Below are 18,243 nucleotides of genomic sequence, written 5' to 3' on the forward strand. Positions count from 1 at the left end.
AGTCCGATGTCAGAGGCTCAGGAAGGGTTGCTGAGGCTGGCGGCCACGGCGGTCAGTCGATCCATTGCGTGAGCCACACCGAGCCCGTCCATGTAATCGCGGACATGCACTATCTGGCTGTTCCGGACCCGGATCACGAGGAGGCCGGGGAAGTTGAAGGACTGGCCGGTCGTGGTCATGGTCCCGGAGACGATCTGCTCGACGACGATCACCTCCGGGTCGGTGTTCTCATGCACGACGACTTCGCGGATCTCCTGCGGCTGCGCCGGGCTTGCATCCCAGGCCGCTCGATAGCCCGCGCGGACCTCTTCGCGTCCCCGGTAGCGCTCAGGCATGCCGGGGAAGAGGAAAGGGAACTCGTGCACGGCATCGACCGCGTACAGATCGGCCAGGTCGTCCGCGGACTTGTCGAGCATCGCCTGCTGGTAGCGGGCCAAGACCTCACGAGGGCCGAGGTCGGCCGAGGTTGTGTCCGGCATGACTGTTGGACTCCGTTCACTCAACGTGTGGACGATATTCGAGCGCTGGGCCAGAACTTCAGGGCTTTGAGCCGGCTGACCGGACGAGGGCCTCCAAGATCCGGTTGTGACGCCCGACTTGGAGACCCTCTTGACCGCACTCTATGTGAAGATCGACGACGAGATCGGAGGAACGCGATGGATGGGACGCCCGCCCCTTCTCAGCGACTCCGAACTCGTCTGCCTGGCGGTGGCCCAGGCGCTGCTCGGCTACCGCTCCGAAGCACGGTGGCTGCGCTTCGCCCATAAGCGTCTGTCCGGCCTGTTCCCCTACTTGCCCCAGCAATCCGGGTAGAACAAGCGCTTGCGGGCGGCTCTGCCGCTGGTCAAGCGCATGATCCGGGAGCTGGCCATGGACAGCGACTTCTGGACGGACACGGTATGGATCACCGATTCCACCCCGGTGCCGTGCGGTATGTCCCGCCCGACCGTCCAGCGCTCGAACCTCGCGGGCTGGGCCAGCTACGGCTACTGCGCCTCCCACTCCCGGTTCTTCTGGGGCCTGCGCCTGTACCTGGTCTGCACGCCTACCGGCATGCCGATCCTGTGGGCGCTGGCCACCCCAAAGATCGGTGAGCGCGAGGTCCTGGCCGCGATGCTCGAAGTCGACGCCGAACTGATCGCCCACCGCGAGGGCATCCTGCTCATCTCGGACAAAGGCTTCGCCTCGAAGGTGTTCGAGAAGGATCTCGCCGAGCTCGGCGTCGAGCTGCTGCGACCGTCGTTCAAGCGGGAGAAAGAGCACTACGGCGAGTCGATGCTCAAGCAAGTCCGCCAGCTGATCGAGTCGGTCAACGACACCCTCAAAGGGCAGCTCGACCTGGAGCAACACGGCGGGCGGACCTTCGAGGGCGTCGCGATCCGGGTCGCCCAGCGCGTCCTCGCGTTGGCCGCCGGCATCTGGCACAACAACAAGATCGGTGCACCTGTCACCCGCTCGCTAATCGCGTATGACCACTGATCACATCGGACTCATTCGTCTAGGGAGACGATCGCCCGGTCGACGGCGCCCGGGCGGCACCCGGAATCCAACTGCTCCTTCCTTGGCGGGCGTTCGGGCGCGTGGTAGCGTCGCGCCGTGTCCAAGATCGAGATCGATGCGGTGACGGCCGAGTTCTTCGGTGCGTTCGACAACCGTGGCGGCAAGGCCGCCGACGTGGCGCGCGTCCGCCGGCTCGTTCTTCCCGGGGGCGTGATCGTCATGACCGGCCCGGACTTCACGGTCTACACGGTGGACGAGTTCATCGAGCCCCGCAGGCAGCTGCTCTCCGACGGCCGGCTCACCGAGTTCTCCGAGTGGGAGACTTCCGAACGGACCGAGATCGCGGGCGACATCGCGACCCGCATCGGTGAGTACCGCAAATCCGGGATCCTGAACGGCGAGCCGTTCGAAGGCCGCGGCACCAAGACCATGCAGTTCGTCCGCACCCCGGACGGTTGGCGCATCGCTGCGCTCTCCTGGTACGACCGCTCGTAGGGACGCAAGAGGCGGGCCGTGCGCCGGTGGCACGGCCCGCTCCCGGGCGAAGACGGGTGGTTCTCACACGGTCGGGCGCCTTGTTAGGTCAGTGCACCTTGTTCAGCTTGTCGAGCGCCTTGGCGAGGCCGTTGGCCCACAACTGGTCGACGCGGGACCGCTCGGCCGCGTTCGGGTAGCGGTTGGTGCAGGACGGGCCCGGGCCGCCGCCCGACATCAGCTCGCTGCACGGACCGCTGTAGTGGTCCGGCAGCCCCAGCACATGGCCGGTCTCGTGCGCGGCGACGCGGATCGAGTCGTACTCCTGGTTCTGCGCGTAGTCGAGGAAGATGTAGCCGTTGCCGTGGCCGTCCGTGGAGGCGTAGGACCCCTCGGGGTCGCTGCCCTCGTAGTAGGCGAAGTCCGCGCCACCCGAGGTGGCCTGCAGCTTGACGTTCTTGACGGAGCTGTTCCATATCGACGCGGCGCTCGATATCTGCGAACGGAAGCTCGGCGCCCGGGAGGCGTCGTAGTAGACGGTCACCGACCGGAGGCCGGGGTGTGCCGCCTGCTTCTTGGCGACCGAGGTGAGCACGGCCTCGAAGAACGCCTTGTTGTTCGAGGCCTCGCCGCCCGAGCCGGTGTACCCGGCGTGCGGCGCGGCGAGGGTGTCGGTGGTCTGGGCGCTCGCCGGGATCGCGGCGCCCAGCGCCGCGAGCGCCAGGCCCAGACCGAGGGCCAGGGCTCTCCTGACGCCCTTCGCAGATGGGGAGGACGTACGGTTCGACCTCATGTGGGGGGCTCCTACTCGTTCGTGTGGGGTGGTGAACGATGGGTTGCCCATGAGTCTCCGTCAGCCTCCGTGGCCGACGGATGATGTCACCTGGGGATAGCCCTCGGCTATCACCTGTCAACACTTCCTGTTTCCTTGGGGTTTGAACATCTGGCGCCCCTTCAGACACTGCCCTTACGCTCCGTGCATGGAGCTCGAGGTGAGGCACCTGCGCGTGCTCTGCGCCATCGCCGACGCCGGCAGCCTGCACAAGGCGGCCCGCGAACTGGGCGTCGCCCAGCCCACGTTGAGCACCCAGCTGCGCCGTATCGAGCAGACGCTCGGCGGCCGGCTCTTCACCCGTGACCGTACGGGCAGCCGCCCCACGCCGCTCGGCCACATCGTGGTGAGTCGCGCCCGGCCGCTCGTCGCCGAACTCGCCGCGATCGTGGCCGAGACGAGGGCCGCGGCCGCCCGTGCCGCGGACGGTCCCCGGCTGCGCATCGGTGCCACGGCGAGCCGTGCCCTGCCGGGCTGGCTCCGCCGGCTGCGCGCCCGTGTCCCGCCGGTCGAGCCCAGCCTCCACATGGGCGTGTCCGCGAACTCCCTGCTGCACATGGTCGCCGAGGGCAGGCTGGACCTGGCGTTCGTGCACGAGGTCGAGGGCAGCCCGCTGCGCATCCCGGCCGGGCTGTGCGTGCGAGTCCTGGTGGAACGCGAACCCCAGTTCGTCACCCTGGCCGCCGACCACCCCGCGGCCGCGCAGCGCGAGGTGCGCCTGGCCGACCTCGCCCACGACCGCTGGATGGTCGACTCCACTGTCGACGGCGAATGGGACGGTGTGTGCCGGGTGCTGCGCGAGGCCGGGATCGAGCCCGACCTGCTGCACGGCGACTACCTCACCGCCTACTCCCTGGCCGCCATCGGCGAGGTGGTCACGGTCAGCCAGCCGACCGCGCGCCCCCGCCCCGACCTCGCCATCCGGCCGCTGCGCGGCGATCCGATAGGAGTACGGCTGCTGCTCGCGGCCCGAACGGCGGCCGAACTCGACCACGGGTGGGGTGAGTTGGAGGAGTCCTACTGGGAAGCGGCACGGCAGGCGCCGGCGTACCAGGAGTGGCTGGAACACAGGACGACCCGTCCGCCGAGGCAGGCGCTTCGTACGGTGCGGGCCTGACGGTGTCCCGTCGGCCCGCCCCGCTGCTCGTCCCGGACGGTCAGTAGCCGGAGCCCAGCGTCTGCGTCGTGTAGGCGCACTCCGTGTAGATGTACCCGGACCGGAGCTTGGCCGTGTCCGAGGCGGGTGTGGCGGAGCTGCCGCGGTGCGGCTTGTGCACGAAGTAGGTGGTGCCGACCGGGAGACTGAGCGTCCGGTGAGGGTAGTTCTTGCCGCTGCTGCACGGCTTGAAGCCGATCCGGAGCGTGTCGGCGAGGGAGTACGCCTTGCAGCTGCCGCATCCCCTGAGGGTGAAGCTGCCGGTGACCGGGCCGGTGAAGAGCACGGTCACGTCGTCGGGGCTGTCGTTCTCGACCGTGACGGAGATGCTGCCGCCGGAGGCGGTGGTGGGCAGCTTCTTCCCGGCGGCGGGGAGGGTCTGGGCCACCTCGGCGCCGATGGCGATCTTCTTGGCGCGCGCCCGGTCCCTGCCGTTCTTGTTGTCGGAGACGTACTGCTCCATGGTCTTCTGGGCCGCGTCGAAGTCGCCGTCCCTGTACTGGTCGACGCCGCAGGCGTACTCCCCGGCGTCACCGCTCCTGCCGGCTCGGTCGGCGGACTTCGTCAGGCCGTCGGCCGCATTCCCCGCCGATCCCGACAGGTCGGTGATCCGGGTGTTCAGGTCACGCAACTGCGCGACGGCGGTGCAGGGTTCGTCGCCGTCGACGTCCTTCTCAGCCTTCTTCACCGCCGCGTCCACGGCGGGTGCGACCTTGGTCGCCGACTCGGACTGCGGGAAGGTGGTCAGCAGGTCGTCGAAGCGCGGGACCCAGTCGGCCCGGCCCGCCGTCAGGCCCGCCCGTCCGCACTCGTACAAGGAGGTGGCCAGTCGGTCGTCGGGCCACTGATCGAGCGGTCCGAGTTCCTTCTTGGGCATGAAGCGGGGCACCGTACGCAGGTATTTCAGTGGCTCGACCGCATCGCAGTACTGCTGGTGACCGTAGGCCGCGCCGACCGTGGTGTAGAAGCTCCGCATCCGGTCGGGTACCTGGTCGGCCGCGCGGGAGCCGGAGTGGTTGACGGCGAGGTCCCGGTAGACCTCCAGGGCCTGCCCGTAGTCGGACCGTGCGGTGGCGAACGGCTGCCGCCCTGCCGCCGTCACCAGCCGGTCGGCCGTGTCGAGGCGGTCGAGGAGCGCCTGCTGCACGGCCTCCTCGTGCGCGTCGTCGTACCACACGGCACCGCCTGCCGGCACGGCGAGCAGCAGCACGCCGAGCAGGAGGGCCAGGGGTGCCCGGCCCGGCCAGGTGAGCCGGGTGCGCAGTCCGGCGACCGCTCCGTGGACGGCTGCCAGCAGCAGGAGCAGGACGTAGACGGCGAGCGCTGCCCCCGGCACCCCGTCGGCGTCGGCCGGCAGGGTCACGAGCAGCAGGACGGCGGTTGCCACCCAGCAGGCGGCCGCCAGGACCCATCTTCGCAGGAGTGCGTACCCGAGCCCGAGTCCGCTCAGGTTGAGCACCGCGACGGCGGCTGCCCGCCGGCCGTCCGGCGGCGCGGGCGGTGGGGCCGAGGGCATCGGCGGTACGGCGAATCCCTGGCTGGGATCGTACGGATATCCGGACATGGTGGGCTCCCCCCGTCAACTACCCCCGAAATACCGCGGATCGGCAGTGTAAGGCCGGGGGCGCGGGCTCGACAGAGGGTGTCCGGGAGCCGGCCACCGGCACGGGCGGAGGGATGCGCAGACCCACGCGAAGGCCCTGCGCCCGCGCCCGCTGCCGGCGGCGCGGGGCGGCCAGGTTGCGGCAGCCGATCGCCGCAGGCGCACGGCGGCCGTCGGGAGAGCGAGGTCTACGGCAGCCACCGGGTGATGCGCGGCGGTGGCTGGTTCCGCCGGCACTGGAGCCGGGCCTCCGTCAGACGCATCAGCCACCCCACGTTCCGCGTCCACGACGTCGGATTGCGTCTCGCCCGATCCCTGCCCGCTGAGACACGACCCGCAAGGTTCTCCCCTCTCCGGGCATCCGAGCCGGGGCCACGTGACACTTGAGGGACAGCGACCGGCGAGCAGGGGCGGGAGGCGAGGGCGGTGATCGCCGTCAATCCGACGGACAGCGCCTCGCTGCTCGCTGCCTTCGGAGCGCTGGGCGTCCTGGTGGTGATCTTCGCCGAATCGGGTCTGCTGGTCGTCGGCTTCTTCCTGCCTGGTGACACACTGCTGTTCCCGGCTGGTGTGCTGTGCGCGGCAAACAGTCACGGGGCGCCGCGGCTGGAGCTGTGGCAGGTACTGCTGTGCGCGGCCGTCGGCGCGGTGGCGGGCGGACAGGTGGGGTATCTGATCGGACGGCAGGGCGGGCGGCCCCTGCTGGCCCGCGCCTCGCGGCGGCGCGTGAGGGAGGGGGCGGCGCGGGCGGAGCGGCTCCTGGCCCGCTACGGATACCGCAAGGCGCTGGTGATCGGCCGCTTCGTCCCGATGCTGCGGTCCGTGCTGCACCCGGCGGCCGGCGCACTCGGCGTGCCCGTGCGCACGTTCACCGTCTGGCAGACCGTCGGCGGCCTGCTCTGGTCCCAGAGCCTCGTCCTCGCCGGATACCTCCTCGGTTCCTCGGTCTCCGACGTCGACGCCTATCTGCTGCCTCTGGTCGCCGTGATCGTCGTACTCTCCCTGGTCCCCCTGCTGGCGGAGGCCCGCCGAACGCGTCGCGGACGGCGGGACCGCTCCGAAGCGAACGGGAGTTGACCGTCAGCCGAGTCCCCAGACGCGCCCCAGCCGGTAGGCGGCGCACAGGTGGACGTCCAGGATGTACGGCGCTGCGGTCCCGCACCCGGTTGCCGGGTCGACGGGCTGGCCGTGGCCCATCCCCGTGATGCTGTAGGTCTCCACCACGGCCTGCCCCGACGGGTTCCTGTAGAGCTGGTGCGGGTACCCCGCGATGGTGTCGGAGACGTCCGCGCTCTGGTCGGCGCCCTGGACGTTGGTCCACTGCCTGACCAGGTCGGTCATGTTCGACGGTTTCACCGTGCCGTCCGCGGAGCCCTGGAAGACGGAAAGGGTGGGCCAGGGACCGGTGTAGCCGGGGCGGGCCCGGCGGACGCGGTCACCCCACTGGACAGGCGTCTGGTTCGCCCATCCGTACATGCACGGGTACGGTCCGCCGGCCGCGTTGGAGCAGTCGTACGGGAGTCCGGCGACGATGCCGGCCGCGCGGAACTTCTCCGGGTACGTCGCCATCATCACCGCCGTCATGCCGCCGCCGGCGGACAGGCCGGTGACGAACACGCGCGAGGGATCGCCCTGGACGTCGGCGAGTTGGCGGTCCACCATCTGCGCGATCGAGGCGGCCTCGCCGTCGCCGCGCTCGATGTCCCCGAGCTGGAACCAGTCGAAGCACTTCTTGAGGTTGTTGCCGGTGGACTGCTGCGGGACCACGACGGAGAAGTGCCAGCGGTCCGCGAGCGTGGTCCAGCCGCTGTCGGCGGCGTATCCGGCGTCCTGGGTGCAGCCGTGCAGGGCGACGACGACAGGGGCGTTCGCCGGCAGGTCCGGCGGGTCGTAGCGGAACATGCGCAGCGCACCGGGGTTGGTGCCGAAACCGGTGACTTCGGTGAGGGAGGCGGCAGCGGCCGCCGTGCGGGGTGTGAGGAGTCCGGCGGCCAGGGCGGCCACGAGGGCCACCAGGGCGGCTGTGAGGCGTGCGGCTCTGGTCTGCATGCCCGGAGATGGTAGGAGCCTGACGCAGGGGCGCTATGGGGTCGGACACCACAGTGCGCCTGCTCCGAGTGGGCGCACCCGTGCACCGACGAGACCTGACACATTTCTTATTTGCCGTATACCCCATTTGTCCGATTACCCTGGGCGGCTGTTGTGCCGTGCCCGTCCAGGCGGGCTCGGGACGTCGGGCCGAGGGAAGGAGCACGGAAGGCATGCGCAGCGCACGGAAGTCCGCCCTGGCGATGCCGTTCGGCCGAACCGATTGCGCCGATGCCGCGCGGGCGACCGTGGCGGCCGGGCTGACCTGGCAGGTGTGCGTGACCGTGCTGCACACGGCCCACCCCTATGTGGGCGCCGTGGCGGCACTGCTCATCGTCGAGGCGACGGTGGTGCGCACGGTCGCCGCGGCGGCCCGGTACGCCGCCGGATGCCTGCTCGGCGTGGTCATCGCCGTACCGGCCGCCCTGTACGTCGAGCCCGGCACGGCGGGGCTCGGGATCGTCGTCTTCGCCTCGGCCCTGCTGGCCCGTCGCGAGTTCCTCGGCCACCACGGGCTGCATCTGCCGACGACGGCCCTGATCACCTTCGCGCTGGTCCGCGGCCGGCATCCCGCCGAGCTGGTCTCCCACGTCGCGGAGATCATGCTGGGCATAGCCATCGGTCTGGCGTGCAGCGCGTTGCTGTTCCCGGCCGTGCGGGTGCGGTCGGCGGAGCGGGCGCTGGAGAGACTCCGCGCCCTGCTCGCCCGCCACCTCGACGGTCTGGCCGACGCCGTCACCCGGCGGGAACGGCCGCGGAACGTGCTCGGCTCCGCCTGGGAGCACGAACTCGACACCGCGCTCGCTCAGGCCCGTACCGCCGTGGACGAGGCACACGAGAGCGTGCGGTGGAACGTACGGCCCACGGCACGGCGCCGCCACTGGCACCTGGACGGGCGTGTCCTGCGGGCGTTGGCCGACGTGGAGCAGCAGGTGTGCGCCACGGGACGGCTGCTGGACGCGCAGCCCGCGGTGCCCCGGCCCGAGCCGGGGAGCCCCGCGCCCGCCGACGGGTTCGCACAGCCGTACGCACGGTTGCTGCGCACGACAGCCCTGTGCGTCTACGACTGCCGGGGCGGGCGGCCCCACCCGGCTCTGCCCGCCGCACGGCACGCCCTCGCGCGGCTCGGCAGGCCCGGCTGCGATCCCCCGGTCGACCGCGAGGAGGACCGCCATCTCGTCCGTCATCTGGACGCGGTCCTGTCCTGCCTGACGACGTCCGTGCCCGCCCCCACCCGACCGCCGGGCCGTCCCCACCGGGCGATCGGCCCGCTCCGGCCCTCACCGCGACGATGACCACTCGCCCCCCGCACATCAGCGCCCGAACCACGTCGCCGGACCGGACGCCGACCAGATCGCGTCTCCTCCTGGCACTGACCCCCGTCCTTCTCCTGGTGGTCGTCGCCCTCACCGACCTGCTCACGCCGAACTGGCTGCACGTCTCGCCGGTGATGGCCGCCGTGCCGGTCCTGGCCGCCGCCCTGCTCCCCCTGTGGGCGACGGCGACCCTGGCCGGTGCGGCGCTCTGCGTGACCGCGCTGCTGCAGCTGATCGCGGACCAGCTCGGCCGCCCGGACTCGGACGTCATCCTGGGCACCCTGACCGTGGTCGGACTCGCCTCCCTCGCGACCTGCTCCCTGCGGCAGCGCCGGGAACGGCAGCTGCGCCGGATCCGCTCCGTCGCGGAGACCGCCCAGCGGGCGCTGATGCACCCGCTCCCCGACCGGATCCGTTCGCTGGCCCTGTGCGGCGTGTATCTCCCGGCCGACTCGGAGGCACGGATCGGCGGCGACTTCTACGAGGCGCTGCAGACGCCGTACGGCACCCGGATCCTCATCGGCGACGTGCGGGGCAAAGGGCTGGCGGCCGTCGGGGCCTCCGCGGCCCTGCTCGGCGCGTTCCGGGAACTGGCCGACCGTGAGGCGTCCCTGACCACGGTGGCCGAGCGGCTGGACATGCGCGCTCGGCGGCAGATCGCGGCGCTGGACGGCCCGGGCACGGGCGCGCTGTTCACGGAGCGGTTCGCGACCGCGCTGCTGGTGGAGTTCCCGCCAGGCGAGGCGGTGGCCCGCATCGTCCACTGCGGTCATCCCGAGCCGCTCGTCGTCCGGGCGGGCGAGGTCCGCGCCCACCAGCCCGGCCATCCCGGGGCACCCCTCGGGCTCGGCGACCTCCTGAACGCGGAACCGGTCGCACAGACGGTGCCGTTCTCCCCGGGCGACCGGCTCCTCCTCTACACCGACGGATTCATCGAAGCCCGGGACCGCCTGGGCCGGTTCTACGACCTGCCCGCTCACGCCCGCACCCACGCCCACCGCCCCCTGCCGGCCATGGTCTCCGCCCTCCGTCACGCCCTCCTCCACCACGTCGACGGCGACCTCGGCGACGACGCGGCGCTGGTGGCACTCGAACGGCTGCCATGAGCCCACAGGCTCTACGGCGTGAGCCCACGGTCACTGACGGCGTTGCCGGCTATTGACCTGTTCGGGAAACTCGTGTCCGACCTGGATGGTGACCACTCGCCCGCCGGGGATGCGGCGGCGCCTACCGCAGCGCCGCCAGGGTCAGGGAGCACGTCGCCAGGGCAAGGAACAGGCCCGGGAACGCGATGGTGTGGAGCACGCGTGCCCGGACGTGGAAGGCCACGGCGCCGGCGTAGAACAGGGCCAGGCCGATGCCGGCGGCGACGCCCAGGGGGCGCAGGCCCAGCAGTCCCAGCAGCAGTCCCGCCGCCCCGGCCGCCTTCAGCGCAGCGAGAGGCGGAATCCAGGACGGCGGCACGCCGACCGCGCCCGAGTTGGCGAGCACGAACGGCGCCTTGGCGAGGTCGGCGGCCGCGATACCGGCGTTGGCGAGGACGGCCGCACAGGTGACGACGATGTAGGCGAGTTCCATGTCCCCACCCTCGCCGGGAAGCCGACGCGCCGTCCAATACCTGCATCTATAACCTGGTGGAATGGATGTCGACACACGCCTCCTGCGCTCCTTCCTGGCCGTCGCCGAGGAGGGCAGTCTCACCCGTGCGGCCGAGCGCGTGTTCGTGTCCCAGCCGGCCCTGACGAAGCAGATCCGACAGCTGGAAACCCAGCTCGGCGTACGACTGTTCGACCGTTCGCGGGCCGGGATGACGCTGACCGGGCCCGGCCGGGAACTCGCACGCCTCGCCCCGAAGGTGCTCACGGCGTGGGACTCCGCCCTGCACGCGACGCAGGCCACGGCCCGGCAGGCCGCCCGGGTGCTGCGCGTCGGGTTCGTGGCGAGCGCGGCCAACGAGGCGACGCAGGAGATCGTCGCCGCGTTCGCCCGACGCCGGCCGGGGTGGCGTACCGAGCTGCGCCAGGCGGCCTGGACGAATCCCAGCGCCGGCCTCGCCACCGGGGACGTGGACGCCGCACTGCTGCGACTGCCCTTCCCGGGCCAGGACGCCCTGCGCGTCGAGCCGCTCTTCGGTGAGCCGCGCTGGGTCGCCCTGCCCAGCACGCACCCGCTGGCCGCGCGCGACACGATCGCCTTCCGCGACCTGTGGGACGAGCCGTTCGTCGCCGCCCCGCCGGAGACCGGCGCGTGGCGCGACTTCTGGCTGGCCGCCGACGAGCGCGAGGGCCACCCCGTACACATCGGCGCGGTCACCGAGCAGCCCGACGACTGGCTGAGCGCGATCGCCAACGGGTACGGCATCGCCCTCGCGCCGCAGTCCGCCGCACGGTTCTACGCCCGCCCCGGCGTGGTCTACCGGCCGGTCACCGGCGTGAGCCCCACGCAGGTGGCGGTCGCCTGGGCCCCCGCCGACGACCGCAATCCGGTGGTGCAGGACTTCGTCCGCTGCTGCCTCGAGCTCGCGCAGCGAGCCTGAGCCGCCCGACCGCCCCCACCGTAGGGCGCTCCGTGTGTTCTCGTCCCCTGCCCGGACCAATACCGGTCCGCCGGAAGGGCGAGGGCCCGTGAGCGGTGTGAACGTGGTGGAAGGGATGCGCGGGTGCATCTCTGACGAGGAGGCGGAATGGCTCGGACGGGCGACGTGCGGGGCACGGCGCGTGCCGCCGTGGCGGACGACGACGTGTCGTACGACGTCTCCGCCGGTGCCTTCGCTGATGCTTTCGCGCAGCTGAGCGGCGTCGCCGATGCCGTCCTCTACGAGGGCTACCTCCTCTACCCGTACCGGCGTTCCTCGGCCAAGAACCGTGTCCGCTGGCAGTTCGGGGGGCTGCTGCCGCGGAACTGGGTGGAGGCGGACGGCCCCGTCACCCCGGGCATCTCCGGTTCGGCGGACTCCTGGTACCAGCAGACCGAGTGCCTCCTGCGCGTACAGCGGCCCGGGGCCGTCGTCCGGGTGCGGATGCGCTACCTGCAGATGCGGCACAAGCAGGTGCAGGAGGCCGGCGCGGACGGCCGGTTCCGCCCGGTGGAGTCGTTGCGGACCGACGACGGGACGGCCCACCTCACCTTCGACGAGGCGGTGCCGCGCGAGATCCGCTTCGAGTGGCCGCTGGAGGATCTGCTGCGCGGCGAGTGCGTCGCGACGGCCGGGGCGCCGTTCGGCGAGGAGGCGGAGCCGCTGCCCGGGGGTGCCGGGCGCGTGGTGCGGCGGCGCGAGGAGGTCCGGGCGCGGACGACGGTCGTGGCCGAGCGGGTCACGGACGACGTGTGCCGGCTGCGCGTGCGCACCGAGAACACCGGGCACGCGCCCGATGCCCGGGCCGCTCGGGGCGACGCGCTGCGGCAGGCGCTGCTCGCCGCGCACACTCTCCTCGGCGGCGAGGGCGTGGAGTTCGTCTCGCTGATCGACCCGCCCGCTGCCCTTGAGTTGCCCGCGCGCACGTGCCGTAACGCGTTCACCTTTCCCGTCCTCGGCGGCGAGCCGCAGGAGGCGGAGCCCGTCGGTCGGGTCGTCCTGTCCTCCCCGATCATCCTCCCGGACCGCCCGCAGGTGGCGCCCGAGAGTCCGGGCGACCTGCACGACGCGGCGGAGATCGACGAGATCCTGACGCTGCGCACGATGCTGCTGACGGACGAGGAGAAGGCCGAGGCCCGGGCCACCGACCCGCGTGCCGCACAGATCCTCGACCGCGTCGACACCATGCCGCGGGAGGTCTTCGCCCGGCTCCACGGCGCCATCCGCTCGCTCACCCCGGCCACGCCCACGGTCCAGGAGGAACGGCCCGCCTGGTGGCAGGAGGGCGCCGACGAGGGACTGTCCCCGACGACCGACACGGTGCTCGTGGACGGCGTCCCGGTCGGCGGTGGCAGCCGGGTGCGGCTGCGGCCGCGCGGCCGGGGTGCCGACGCCCAGGACATGTTCCTGGCCGGCCGGAGTGCCCGGGTGGCGGCGGTCTTCCACGACGTCGACGGCAGCGTGCACCTGGCGGTGACGGTCGACGACGATCCCGCGGCCGAACTGCACGGCTGGTACGGCCGCTTCCACTACTTCCGGCCCGACGAGGTCGAACCGCTCGCACACGCCGGCCGGCCGGGTCCCGGGGCCGAAACGCTCGCACGCGCGGGCGCGCCCGGCCCCGCGGACCCGGTCCACCCACCCCGGCCGCAGTCCCCGCGGCCCCGACGTCCGGCCGGCGGGCCGGAGGAGGGACGGCTCGATGGACGCCCCTGACCCGACGGCGCACGCCGATGTCCGACTCCGTGACCGACTGCAGCAAAGGCCTACGACATGAGCACCCAGAGCAGTACCACCGAGGAGCGCACCGGGATCGACGAGATCCACATCCTCTGGATCTCCGAGGGCATGAGCTGTGACGGCGACACCGTCTCGCTGACGGCCGCCGACCAGCCCTCCATCGAGGACGTGGTGCTCGGCCTCATCCCGGGCCTGCCCAAGGTCAACCTGGTCAACAAGGTGCTCTCGCCGAGCCTGGGCGGCGAGGACTTCCTCGCCCCGTACCGGGCGGCGGCCCGCGGCGAGCTGTCCCCGTTCATCCTCGTCATCGAGGGCTCGATCCCGAACCAGAACATCATCGACGGGGACGGCTACTGGACGTCCTTCGGCAACGACCCGGAGACCGGTGAGCCGCAGACCCTCAACTGGTGGATCGACCAACTCGCCCCGAAGGCCTGGGCGGTGGTGGCGGCCGGCACCTGCGCCACCTTCGGCGGCATCCACGCCATGGCCGGCAACCCCACGGGCTGCATGGGTCTCGCGGACTACCTGGGCTGGGAGTTCACGTCGCAGGCCGGGCTTCCGGTCGTCAACGTGCCCGGCTGCCCCATCCAGCCCGAGAACTTCATGGAGACCCTCATCTGGGTGCTCCAGCACGCGGCCGGTTCGGCTCCCCCGCCCCCGCTGGACCACATGCTGCGTCCGCAGTGGCTGTTCGGGAAGACCGTGCACGAGGGCTGCGACCGGGGCTCGTACTACGAGCAGGCCGACTTCGGCCTCGACTACAACTCGCCCAAGTGCCTGGTGAAGACGGGCTGTTGGGGACCTGTGGTCAACTGCAACGTGCCCAAGCGGGGCTGGATGGCCGGAGTCGGTGGCTGCCCGAACGTCGGCGGGATCTGCATCGGCTGCACGATGCCCGGCTTCCCCGACGCGTTCATGCCGTTCATGGACGAGCCCCCGGGCGCAACGCTGTCGACCACGCTCGTCAAACCGTACGGAGCAGTCATTCGCCGGTTGCGCGGCCTGACCAACGACGCCGTGAACCACGAACCCAAGTGGCGCCACAACAAGCGGAAGCTGACCAGCGGTTACAACCCGCACTACCGCCCGTGACCGCCGCGTCCTTCCCGCATCCCGCCACCGACCCGCCGAACCCGAACAGCGAGGGGCAGTACCGCAGATGACGACCACCGAGTCACGGTCCACGAAACGCAAGCCCGCGCAGATCGTGGACATGTCCTGGGATCCGATCACCCGGATCATCGGCAACCTGGGCATCTACACGAAGATCGACTTCGCCAACCGGGAAGTCGTGGAGTGCCACAGCACCTCGTCGCTGTTCCGCGGCTACTCGGTGTTCATGAAGGGCAAGGACCCGCGCGACGCGGGCTTCATCACCTCGCGCATCTGCGGCATCTGCGGCGACAACCACACCACGTGCTCCAACTACGCCCAGCAGATGGCCTACGGGGTCAAGCCGCCGAAGCTGGCCGAGCACATCACGAACCTCGGCGAGGCGGCCGAGTACATGTTCGACCACACGATCTTCCAGGACAACCTGGTGTTCGTGGACTTCTGCGAGGCGATGGTCAAGGCGACCAACCCCGGTGTCATGGCCCGTGCCGAGCGCACCACCGCGCCTCGCGGGGACGTCCACGGTTTCCGGACCATCGCCGACATCATGAAGGCGTTCAACCCCTTCGAGGGCGAGGTCTACAAGGAGGCCCTGAAGGTCAGCCGGGTCACCCGGGAGATGTTCTGCCTGATGGAAGGGCGGCACGTCCACCCGTCGACGATGTACCCGGGCGGGGTCGGCACGATGCCGCAGCCGAACACCTTCACCGACTACCTCAGCCGGCTCATGCACGTCATCGACTTCGTCAAGAAGGCGGTGGCGATGAACGACGACGTCTTCGACTTCTTCTACGAGGCCCTGCCCGGCTACGAGGAGGTCGGCAAGCGCCGCATCCTGCTCGGCTGCTGGGGCGCCTGGCAGAACCCGGACGTCGTCGACTACCGCTACGCGACGATGAACGAGTGGGGCAGGGCGATGTACGTCACCCCCGGCATCGTCGTGGACGGCAAGCTGGTCACCAACGACCTGATCGACATCAACCTCGGTCTGCGGATCATGCTCGGCAGCTCCTACTACGAGGACTGGGTCAACGAGCAGCCCTTCGTCACCCACGACCCGCTCGGCAACCCCGTCGACATGCGCCACCCGTGGAACCAGACCACCGTACCGGTGCCGCAGAAGCGCGAGTTCGACGGCAAGTACAGCTGGGTGATGAGCCCGCGCTGGCACCACCCGGAGACCGGTGAGCACCTCGCGCTGGACACGGGCGGCGGACCGCTCGCCCGCCTGTGGACAACCGCGCTGAGCGGTCTGGTCGACACCCCGTACGTCAAGGCCACCGGCCACAGCGTGCGCATCTCGCTCCCCAAGGGCGACTCGCTGCCGGAGACCACGCTCGAGTGGCGCATCCCGCAGTGGAGCAACACCATCGAAAGGGACCGTGCCCGGCCGTACTTCGTCGCCTACGCCGCCGCCATGGCCCTGCAGTTCCTGGAGGAGGCGATGGGCATGCTCCGCGACGGGGACACCAAGGTGTACGAGAACTTCGAGGTGCCCGACGAGGCGATCGGCTGCGGCTTCCACGAGGCGGTGCGCGGCGTCCTCTCGCACCACCTGGTGATCCGCGACAAGAAGATCGCCAACTACCACCCGTACCCGCCGACCCCGTGGAACGCCAGCCCCCGCGACGTCTACGGCACCCCTGGCCCGTACGAGGACGCCGTCCAGGGGCAGCCGGTCTTCGAGGAGAACGGGCCGGACGACTTCAAGGGCGTCGACATCATGCGCACCGTGCGCAGCTTCGACCCGTGTCTGCCGTGCGGGGTGCACATGTACGTCGGCAAGGGGAAGACGCTGTCGACGGTGCACTCGCCCACGTACGGAGCGGGCCATGGCTGATCCGGCCGTACGGCTCCCGGACCCGGCGGTGGAGGCGCGGCTGGCCCGGCTCGACGAGGTGCTGGCCGGGCTGGAGGCCGCGCCCGGACCGGCCGCCCGCGAGGCGCTGGAGTCCGTGTCGCTGCTCACCGAGGTCTACGGCGAGGCGCTCGCCCGGGTCCTGGACCTCGCGGACGAGCGGCTGCACGAGCGCCTGGCCGACGACGAGCTGCTGGGGCATCTGCTGGTGCTGCACGCCATCCATCCCGAGTCCGCCGAGCGCCGGGCCGCCCGCGCGGTCGAGAAGCTGCGGCCGGCGGTCCAAAAGCGCGGCGGTGACCTGGAGTGGGCCGGCGTCGAGGGGCGGACCGCCCGGGTGCGGGTCAACGCCGGCGGCGGGTGCGGTTCCGGGTGCGGCGGCGGATCGGCCGACGTCACCGAGGCCGTCCGCGCGGCGGTGCTGGCCGTCGCCCCGGAGCTGGAGACCGTGGAGCCGGTCGCCGCCCAGCGCCGGGCGGCTCCCGCCTTCGTTCCCCTGACGACGCTGAAGCGCCGGACCGCACCGCAGCCGCAGGAGGCGCGGTGACCGTCGACGGAGCACTGGCCCGCGTCATCCGCTCGGCCACCGGCCGGGCGGGGACCGCGCAGGCCGAGGGGTGCGACCTGTGCGCCGCCCCGATGGACGGCGAGCACCCCCATCTGTACGACACCTCGGCCGACGAGGTGCGGTGTGTGTGCAGGCCCTGCTCGGTGCTGTTCGCCGACGGCGGGACGGGCGAGGGACGCCACCGGCTCGTGCCCCGGCGCCGGCTCCGGCTGCCGCCGGTCGACACGGCGGTGCTGGGCGTACCGGTGGGCCTGGTGTTCTTCGTGCCGCGTTCCGACGGCACGGTCACCGCGCAGGGGCCGAGCCCGGCCGGGGCCATGCGCTGGGAGGTGGACGCGGCCGCCTGGCAGCGGCTGACCGCCGCGTTTCCGCAGCTCGCGTCCATGGCACCCGATGTGGAGGCGCTCCTGGTGAACACCGTGCGGGGCCTCGACGAACACTGGATCGTGCCGGTCGACGACTGTTTCCGGATGGTCGCCCTCGTGCGCAGGGAGTGGCGGGGCCTGTCCGGCGGCGAGCGGGTCTGGCCGGCCGTGGAGCGGTTCTTCGCGCAGCTCACCGAGCGGTCGTGAAGCCCAGAAAGGAGACCACCATGGGCACCATCAGAGTGGGCCGCCCGCAGGCGAGGCCCGACACGCCCCGTCATGTGCCGGGCCTGCACCAGGGCAACCAGGGCCCCTACGCGCACCAGAGCGGACACCACGAGGACGGCACCGCCGACGCGCGCCGCTCCACCGGGATCCACTCGAAGCGGCATGACGCCCTGCTGGACGTCATGCCCAACATCTCACCGGGATGAGGGAGCGGGAGTGACGGTGATGAAGCACAGCCGAACGGCGAGGAGAGCGAGGTCGGCGATGTCCGGACGCCAGGTGCTGATGGCACAGGCCGCCATGGTGGGCGGTCTGGCGCTGGCCCTGTTCCTGAAGGAGCTGCCCGGCGTGGTGCGCGAGCTGCGGATCTTCCGGATGACCGGTGGTCTGCGCGCGAACCGTCGCTACCCCTGAGCCTGTCGTGCACGAACTGTCGATCGCGACCGCGATCGTGGAGCAGGCCGAGGAGATCGCCCGGGCGGACGGCGCCGGCGACGTGTCGGTGGTGACCGTCCGGGTCGGGGAGCTGGCGGGTGTCGTGCCGGACGCGCTGCACTTCGCCTTCGAGGTGGCCCGGGACGGCACGGCCCTCGCCGCGGCCCGGCTCGTCGTCGAGCAGGTGACGGCGCGGGCCTGGTGCGGCGGGTGCGCGGAGGAGTTCGCGGTGGGCATGCCGCCGTTCTTCTGGTGCCCGCGCTGCGACCGGCCCTCGCAGGACCTGCGCAGCGGGCGAGAACTGGAGATCACGGGCGTCGAGCCGGTCGCGGACCGGCTCTGACGACGGTCGACCCCGCCGGTGCCGCGGGCTCCGGCGGGGTCGGCTG

At 71.5% G+C, this 18,243-nt stretch carries 19 protein-coding genes and 1 pseudogene; 15 read left to right on the top strand and 5 right to left on the bottom strand.

What is annotated here, in order from left to right:
- Positions 1-17: 17 nt before the first annotated feature.
- Entirely contained in the window at positions 18-479 is a 462-nt protein-coding gene (locus ACZ5DS_RS18915) for a nuclear transport factor 2 family protein (RefSeq protein ID WP_468239666.1), read from the bottom strand.
- A gap of 106 nt (positions 480-585) precedes the next feature.
- Between ACZ5DS_RS18915 and ACZ5DS_RS18920 the strand changes: the two are divergent.
- Positions 586-1,479 (top strand): annotated as a pseudogene (locus tag ACZ5DS_RS18920) (IS982 family transposase).
- A 117-nt stretch (positions 1,480-1,596) separates the two neighbouring features.
- Positions 1,597-1,995, top strand: a complete 399-nt coding sequence (locus ACZ5DS_RS18925; RefSeq protein WP_468239669.1) for a nuclear transport factor 2 family protein — start codon at positions 1,597-1,599, stop codon at positions 1,993-1,995.
- An 88-nt stretch (positions 1,996-2,083) separates the two neighbouring features.
- Here ACZ5DS_RS18925 and snpA read toward each other — a convergent pair whose 3' ends face one another.
- Entirely contained in the window at positions 2,084-2,767 is a 684-nt protein-coding gene (gene snpA / locus ACZ5DS_RS18930) for a snapalysin (protein ID WP_468239672.1), read from the bottom strand.
- Between the two features lie 187 nt (positions 2,768-2,954).
- Between snpA and ACZ5DS_RS18935 the strand changes: the two genes are divergently transcribed.
- Positions 2,955-3,923: a LysR family transcriptional regulator gene (locus tag ACZ5DS_RS18935; RefSeq protein WP_468239674.1), complete on the top strand. Its 969-nt coding sequence runs from the start codon at positions 2,955-2,957 to the stop codon at positions 3,921-3,923.
- 40 nt (positions 3,924-3,963) lie between these two features.
- On the opposite strand, the gene ACZ5DS_RS18940 is transcribed toward ACZ5DS_RS18935, so the two are convergent.
- On the bottom strand, positions 3,964-5,526 hold the full coding sequence (locus ACZ5DS_RS18940) for a hypothetical protein (RefSeq protein ID WP_468239676.1): 1,563 nt from the start codon (positions 5,524-5,526) through the stop codon (positions 3,964-3,966).
- Positions 5,527-5,991: 465 nt separating this feature from the next.
- Here ACZ5DS_RS18940 and ACZ5DS_RS18945 point away from each other — a divergent pair, with 465 nt between their 5' ends.
- Positions 5,992-6,642: a DedA family protein gene (locus ACZ5DS_RS18945; RefSeq protein ID WP_468239679.1), complete on the top strand. Its 651-nt coding sequence runs from the start codon at positions 5,992-5,994 to the stop codon at positions 6,640-6,642.
- A gap of 3 nt (positions 6,643-6,645) precedes the next feature.
- Here ACZ5DS_RS18945 and ACZ5DS_RS18950 read toward each other — a convergent pair whose 3' ends face one another.
- On the bottom strand, positions 6,646-7,614 hold the full coding sequence (locus ACZ5DS_RS18950; RefSeq protein WP_468239682.1) for an extracellular catalytic domain type 1 short-chain-length polyhydroxyalkanoate depolymerase: 969 nt from the start codon (positions 7,612-7,614) through the stop codon (positions 6,646-6,648).
- A 212-nt stretch (positions 7,615-7,826) separates the two neighbouring features.
- Between ACZ5DS_RS18950 and ACZ5DS_RS18955 the strand changes: the two genes are divergently transcribed.
- Together ACZ5DS_RS18955 and ACZ5DS_RS18960 are read left to right on the top strand one after the other, a co-directional pair.
- Positions 7,827-8,948, top strand: a complete 1,122-nt coding sequence (locus tag ACZ5DS_RS18955) for an FUSC family protein (RefSeq protein ID WP_468239684.1) — start codon at positions 7,827-7,829, stop codon at positions 8,946-8,948.
- Positions 8,945-10,075 (top strand): PP2C family protein-serine/threonine phosphatase, encoded by a 1,131-nt coding sequence (locus ACZ5DS_RS18960; protein ID WP_468239687.1) that lies wholly within the window; start codon positions 8,945-8,947, stop codon positions 10,073-10,075. The genes ACZ5DS_RS18955 and ACZ5DS_RS18960 overlap by 4 nt, the downstream gene beginning before the upstream one ends.
- Before the next feature lie 121 nt (positions 10,076-10,196).
- Here the strand turns inward: ACZ5DS_RS18960 and ACZ5DS_RS18965 are convergent, their stop codons facing one another.
- Positions 10,197-10,547, bottom strand: coding sequence for a DoxX family protein (locus tag ACZ5DS_RS18965; protein WP_468239689.1), 351 nt, complete (start codon positions 10,545-10,547; stop codon positions 10,197-10,199).
- A gap of 61 nt (positions 10,548-10,608) precedes the next feature.
- Here ACZ5DS_RS18965 and ACZ5DS_RS18970 point away from each other — a divergent pair, with 61 nt between their 5' ends.
- From ACZ5DS_RS18970 to hypA, 9 genes are all read left to right on the top strand, one after another.
- Complete coding sequence (locus ACZ5DS_RS18970; RefSeq protein WP_468239691.1) at positions 10,609-11,505, top strand: LysR family transcriptional regulator; 897 nt, start codon at positions 10,609-10,611, stop codon at positions 11,503-11,505.
- 147 nt (positions 11,506-11,652) lie between these two features.
- Positions 11,653-13,260, top strand: coding sequence for a hypothetical protein (locus tag ACZ5DS_RS18975; protein WP_468239694.1), 1,608 nt, complete (start codon positions 11,653-11,655; stop codon positions 13,258-13,260).
- Positions 13,261-13,317: 57 nt separating this feature from the next.
- Positions 13,318-14,379 (top strand): NADH-quinone oxidoreductase subunit B family protein, encoded by a 1,062-nt coding sequence (locus ACZ5DS_RS18980; RefSeq protein WP_468239698.1) that lies wholly within the window; start codon positions 13,318-13,320, stop codon positions 14,377-14,379.
- Positions 14,380-14,446: 67 nt separating this feature from the next.
- Complete coding sequence (locus ACZ5DS_RS18985) at positions 14,447-16,240, top strand: nickel-dependent hydrogenase large subunit (protein ID WP_468239701.1); 1,794 nt, start codon at positions 14,447-14,449, stop codon at positions 16,238-16,240.
- Complete coding sequence (locus ACZ5DS_RS18990; protein WP_468239704.1) at positions 16,233-16,805, top strand: NifU family protein; 573 nt, start codon at positions 16,233-16,235, stop codon at positions 16,803-16,805. The genes ACZ5DS_RS18985 and ACZ5DS_RS18990 overlap by 8 nt, the downstream gene beginning before the upstream one ends.
- On the top strand, positions 16,802-17,398 hold the full coding sequence (locus tag ACZ5DS_RS18995; RefSeq protein ID WP_468239706.1) for a DUF5947 family protein: 597 nt from the start codon (positions 16,802-16,804) through the stop codon (positions 17,396-17,398). The genes ACZ5DS_RS18990 and ACZ5DS_RS18995 overlap by 4 nt, the downstream gene beginning before the upstream one ends.
- Before the next feature lie 20 nt (positions 17,399-17,418).
- Positions 17,419-17,625, top strand: a complete 207-nt coding sequence (locus ACZ5DS_RS19000; protein ID WP_468239709.1) for a hypothetical protein — start codon at positions 17,419-17,421, stop codon at positions 17,623-17,625.
- Positions 17,626-17,683: 58 nt separating this feature from the next.
- Positions 17,684-17,833, top strand: a complete 150-nt coding sequence (locus ACZ5DS_RS19005; protein WP_468239712.1) for a hypothetical protein — start codon at positions 17,684-17,686, stop codon at positions 17,831-17,833.
- Positions 17,834-17,840: 7 nt separating this feature from the next.
- Complete coding sequence (gene hypA / locus ACZ5DS_RS19010; protein WP_468239715.1) at positions 17,841-18,197, top strand: hydrogenase maturation nickel metallochaperone HypA; 357 nt, start codon at positions 17,841-17,843, stop codon at positions 18,195-18,197.
- The last annotated feature ends 46 nt before the right edge of the window (positions 18,198-18,243 follow it).

The organism is Streptomyces sp. NPDC031100 (genome assembly GCF_055570785.1).

Bases quoted from the DNA above. Each gene is read 5' to 3' on its own strand.
- ACZ5DS_RS19005 (WP_468239712.1), top strand. From the start codon at position 17,684: ATGTCCGGACGCCAGGTGCTGATGGCACAGGCCGCCATGGTGGGCGGT.
- ACZ5DS_RS18975 (WP_468239694.1), top strand. From the start codon at position 11,653: ATGGCTCGGACGGGCGACGTGCGGGGCACGGCGCGTGCCGCCGTGGCG.
- ACZ5DS_RS18970 (WP_468239691.1), top strand. From the start codon at position 10,609: ATGGATGTCGACACACGCCTCCTGCGCTCCTTCCTGGCCGTCGCCGAG.
- ACZ5DS_RS18960 (WP_468239687.1), top strand. From the start codon at position 8,945: ATGACCACTCGCCCCCCGCACATCAGCGCCCGAACCACGTCGCCGGAC.
- ACZ5DS_RS18980 (WP_468239698.1), top strand. From the start codon at position 13,318: ATGAGCACCCAGAGCAGTACCACCGAGGAGCGCACCGGGATCGACGAG.
- ACZ5DS_RS18940 (WP_468239676.1), bottom strand. From the start codon at position 5,526: ATGTCCGGATATCCGTACGATCCCAGCCAGGGATTCGCCGTACCGCCG.
- snpA (WP_468239672.1), bottom strand. From the start codon at position 2,767: ATGAGGTCGAACCGTACGTCCTCCCCATCTGCGAAGGGCGTCAGGAGA.
- ACZ5DS_RS18915 (WP_468239666.1), bottom strand. From the start codon at position 479: ATGCCGGACACAACCTCGGCCGACCTCGGCCCTCGTGAGGTCTTGGCC.
- ACZ5DS_RS18990 (WP_468239704.1), top strand. From the start codon at position 16,233: ATGGCTGATCCGGCCGTACGGCTCCCGGACCCGGCGGTGGAGGCGCGG.
- ACZ5DS_RS18935 (WP_468239674.1), top strand. From the start codon at position 2,955: ATGGAGCTCGAGGTGAGGCACCTGCGCGTGCTCTGCGCCATCGCCGAC.
- ACZ5DS_RS18985 (WP_468239701.1), top strand. From the start codon at position 14,447: ATGACGACCACCGAGTCACGGTCCACGAAACGCAAGCCCGCGCAGATC.
- ACZ5DS_RS18950 (WP_468239682.1), bottom strand. From the start codon at position 7,614: ATGCAGACCAGAGCCGCACGCCTCACAGCCGCCCTGGTGGCCCTCGTG.
- ACZ5DS_RS19000 (WP_468239709.1), top strand. From the start codon at position 17,419: ATGGGCACCATCAGAGTGGGCCGCCCGCAGGCGAGGCCCGACACGCCC.
- ACZ5DS_RS18965 (WP_468239689.1), bottom strand. From the start codon at position 10,547: ATGGAACTCGCCTACATCGTCGTCACCTGTGCGGCCGTCCTCGCCAAC.
- ACZ5DS_RS18955 (WP_468239684.1), top strand. From the start codon at position 7,827: ATGCGCAGCGCACGGAAGTCCGCCCTGGCGATGCCGTTCGGCCGAACC.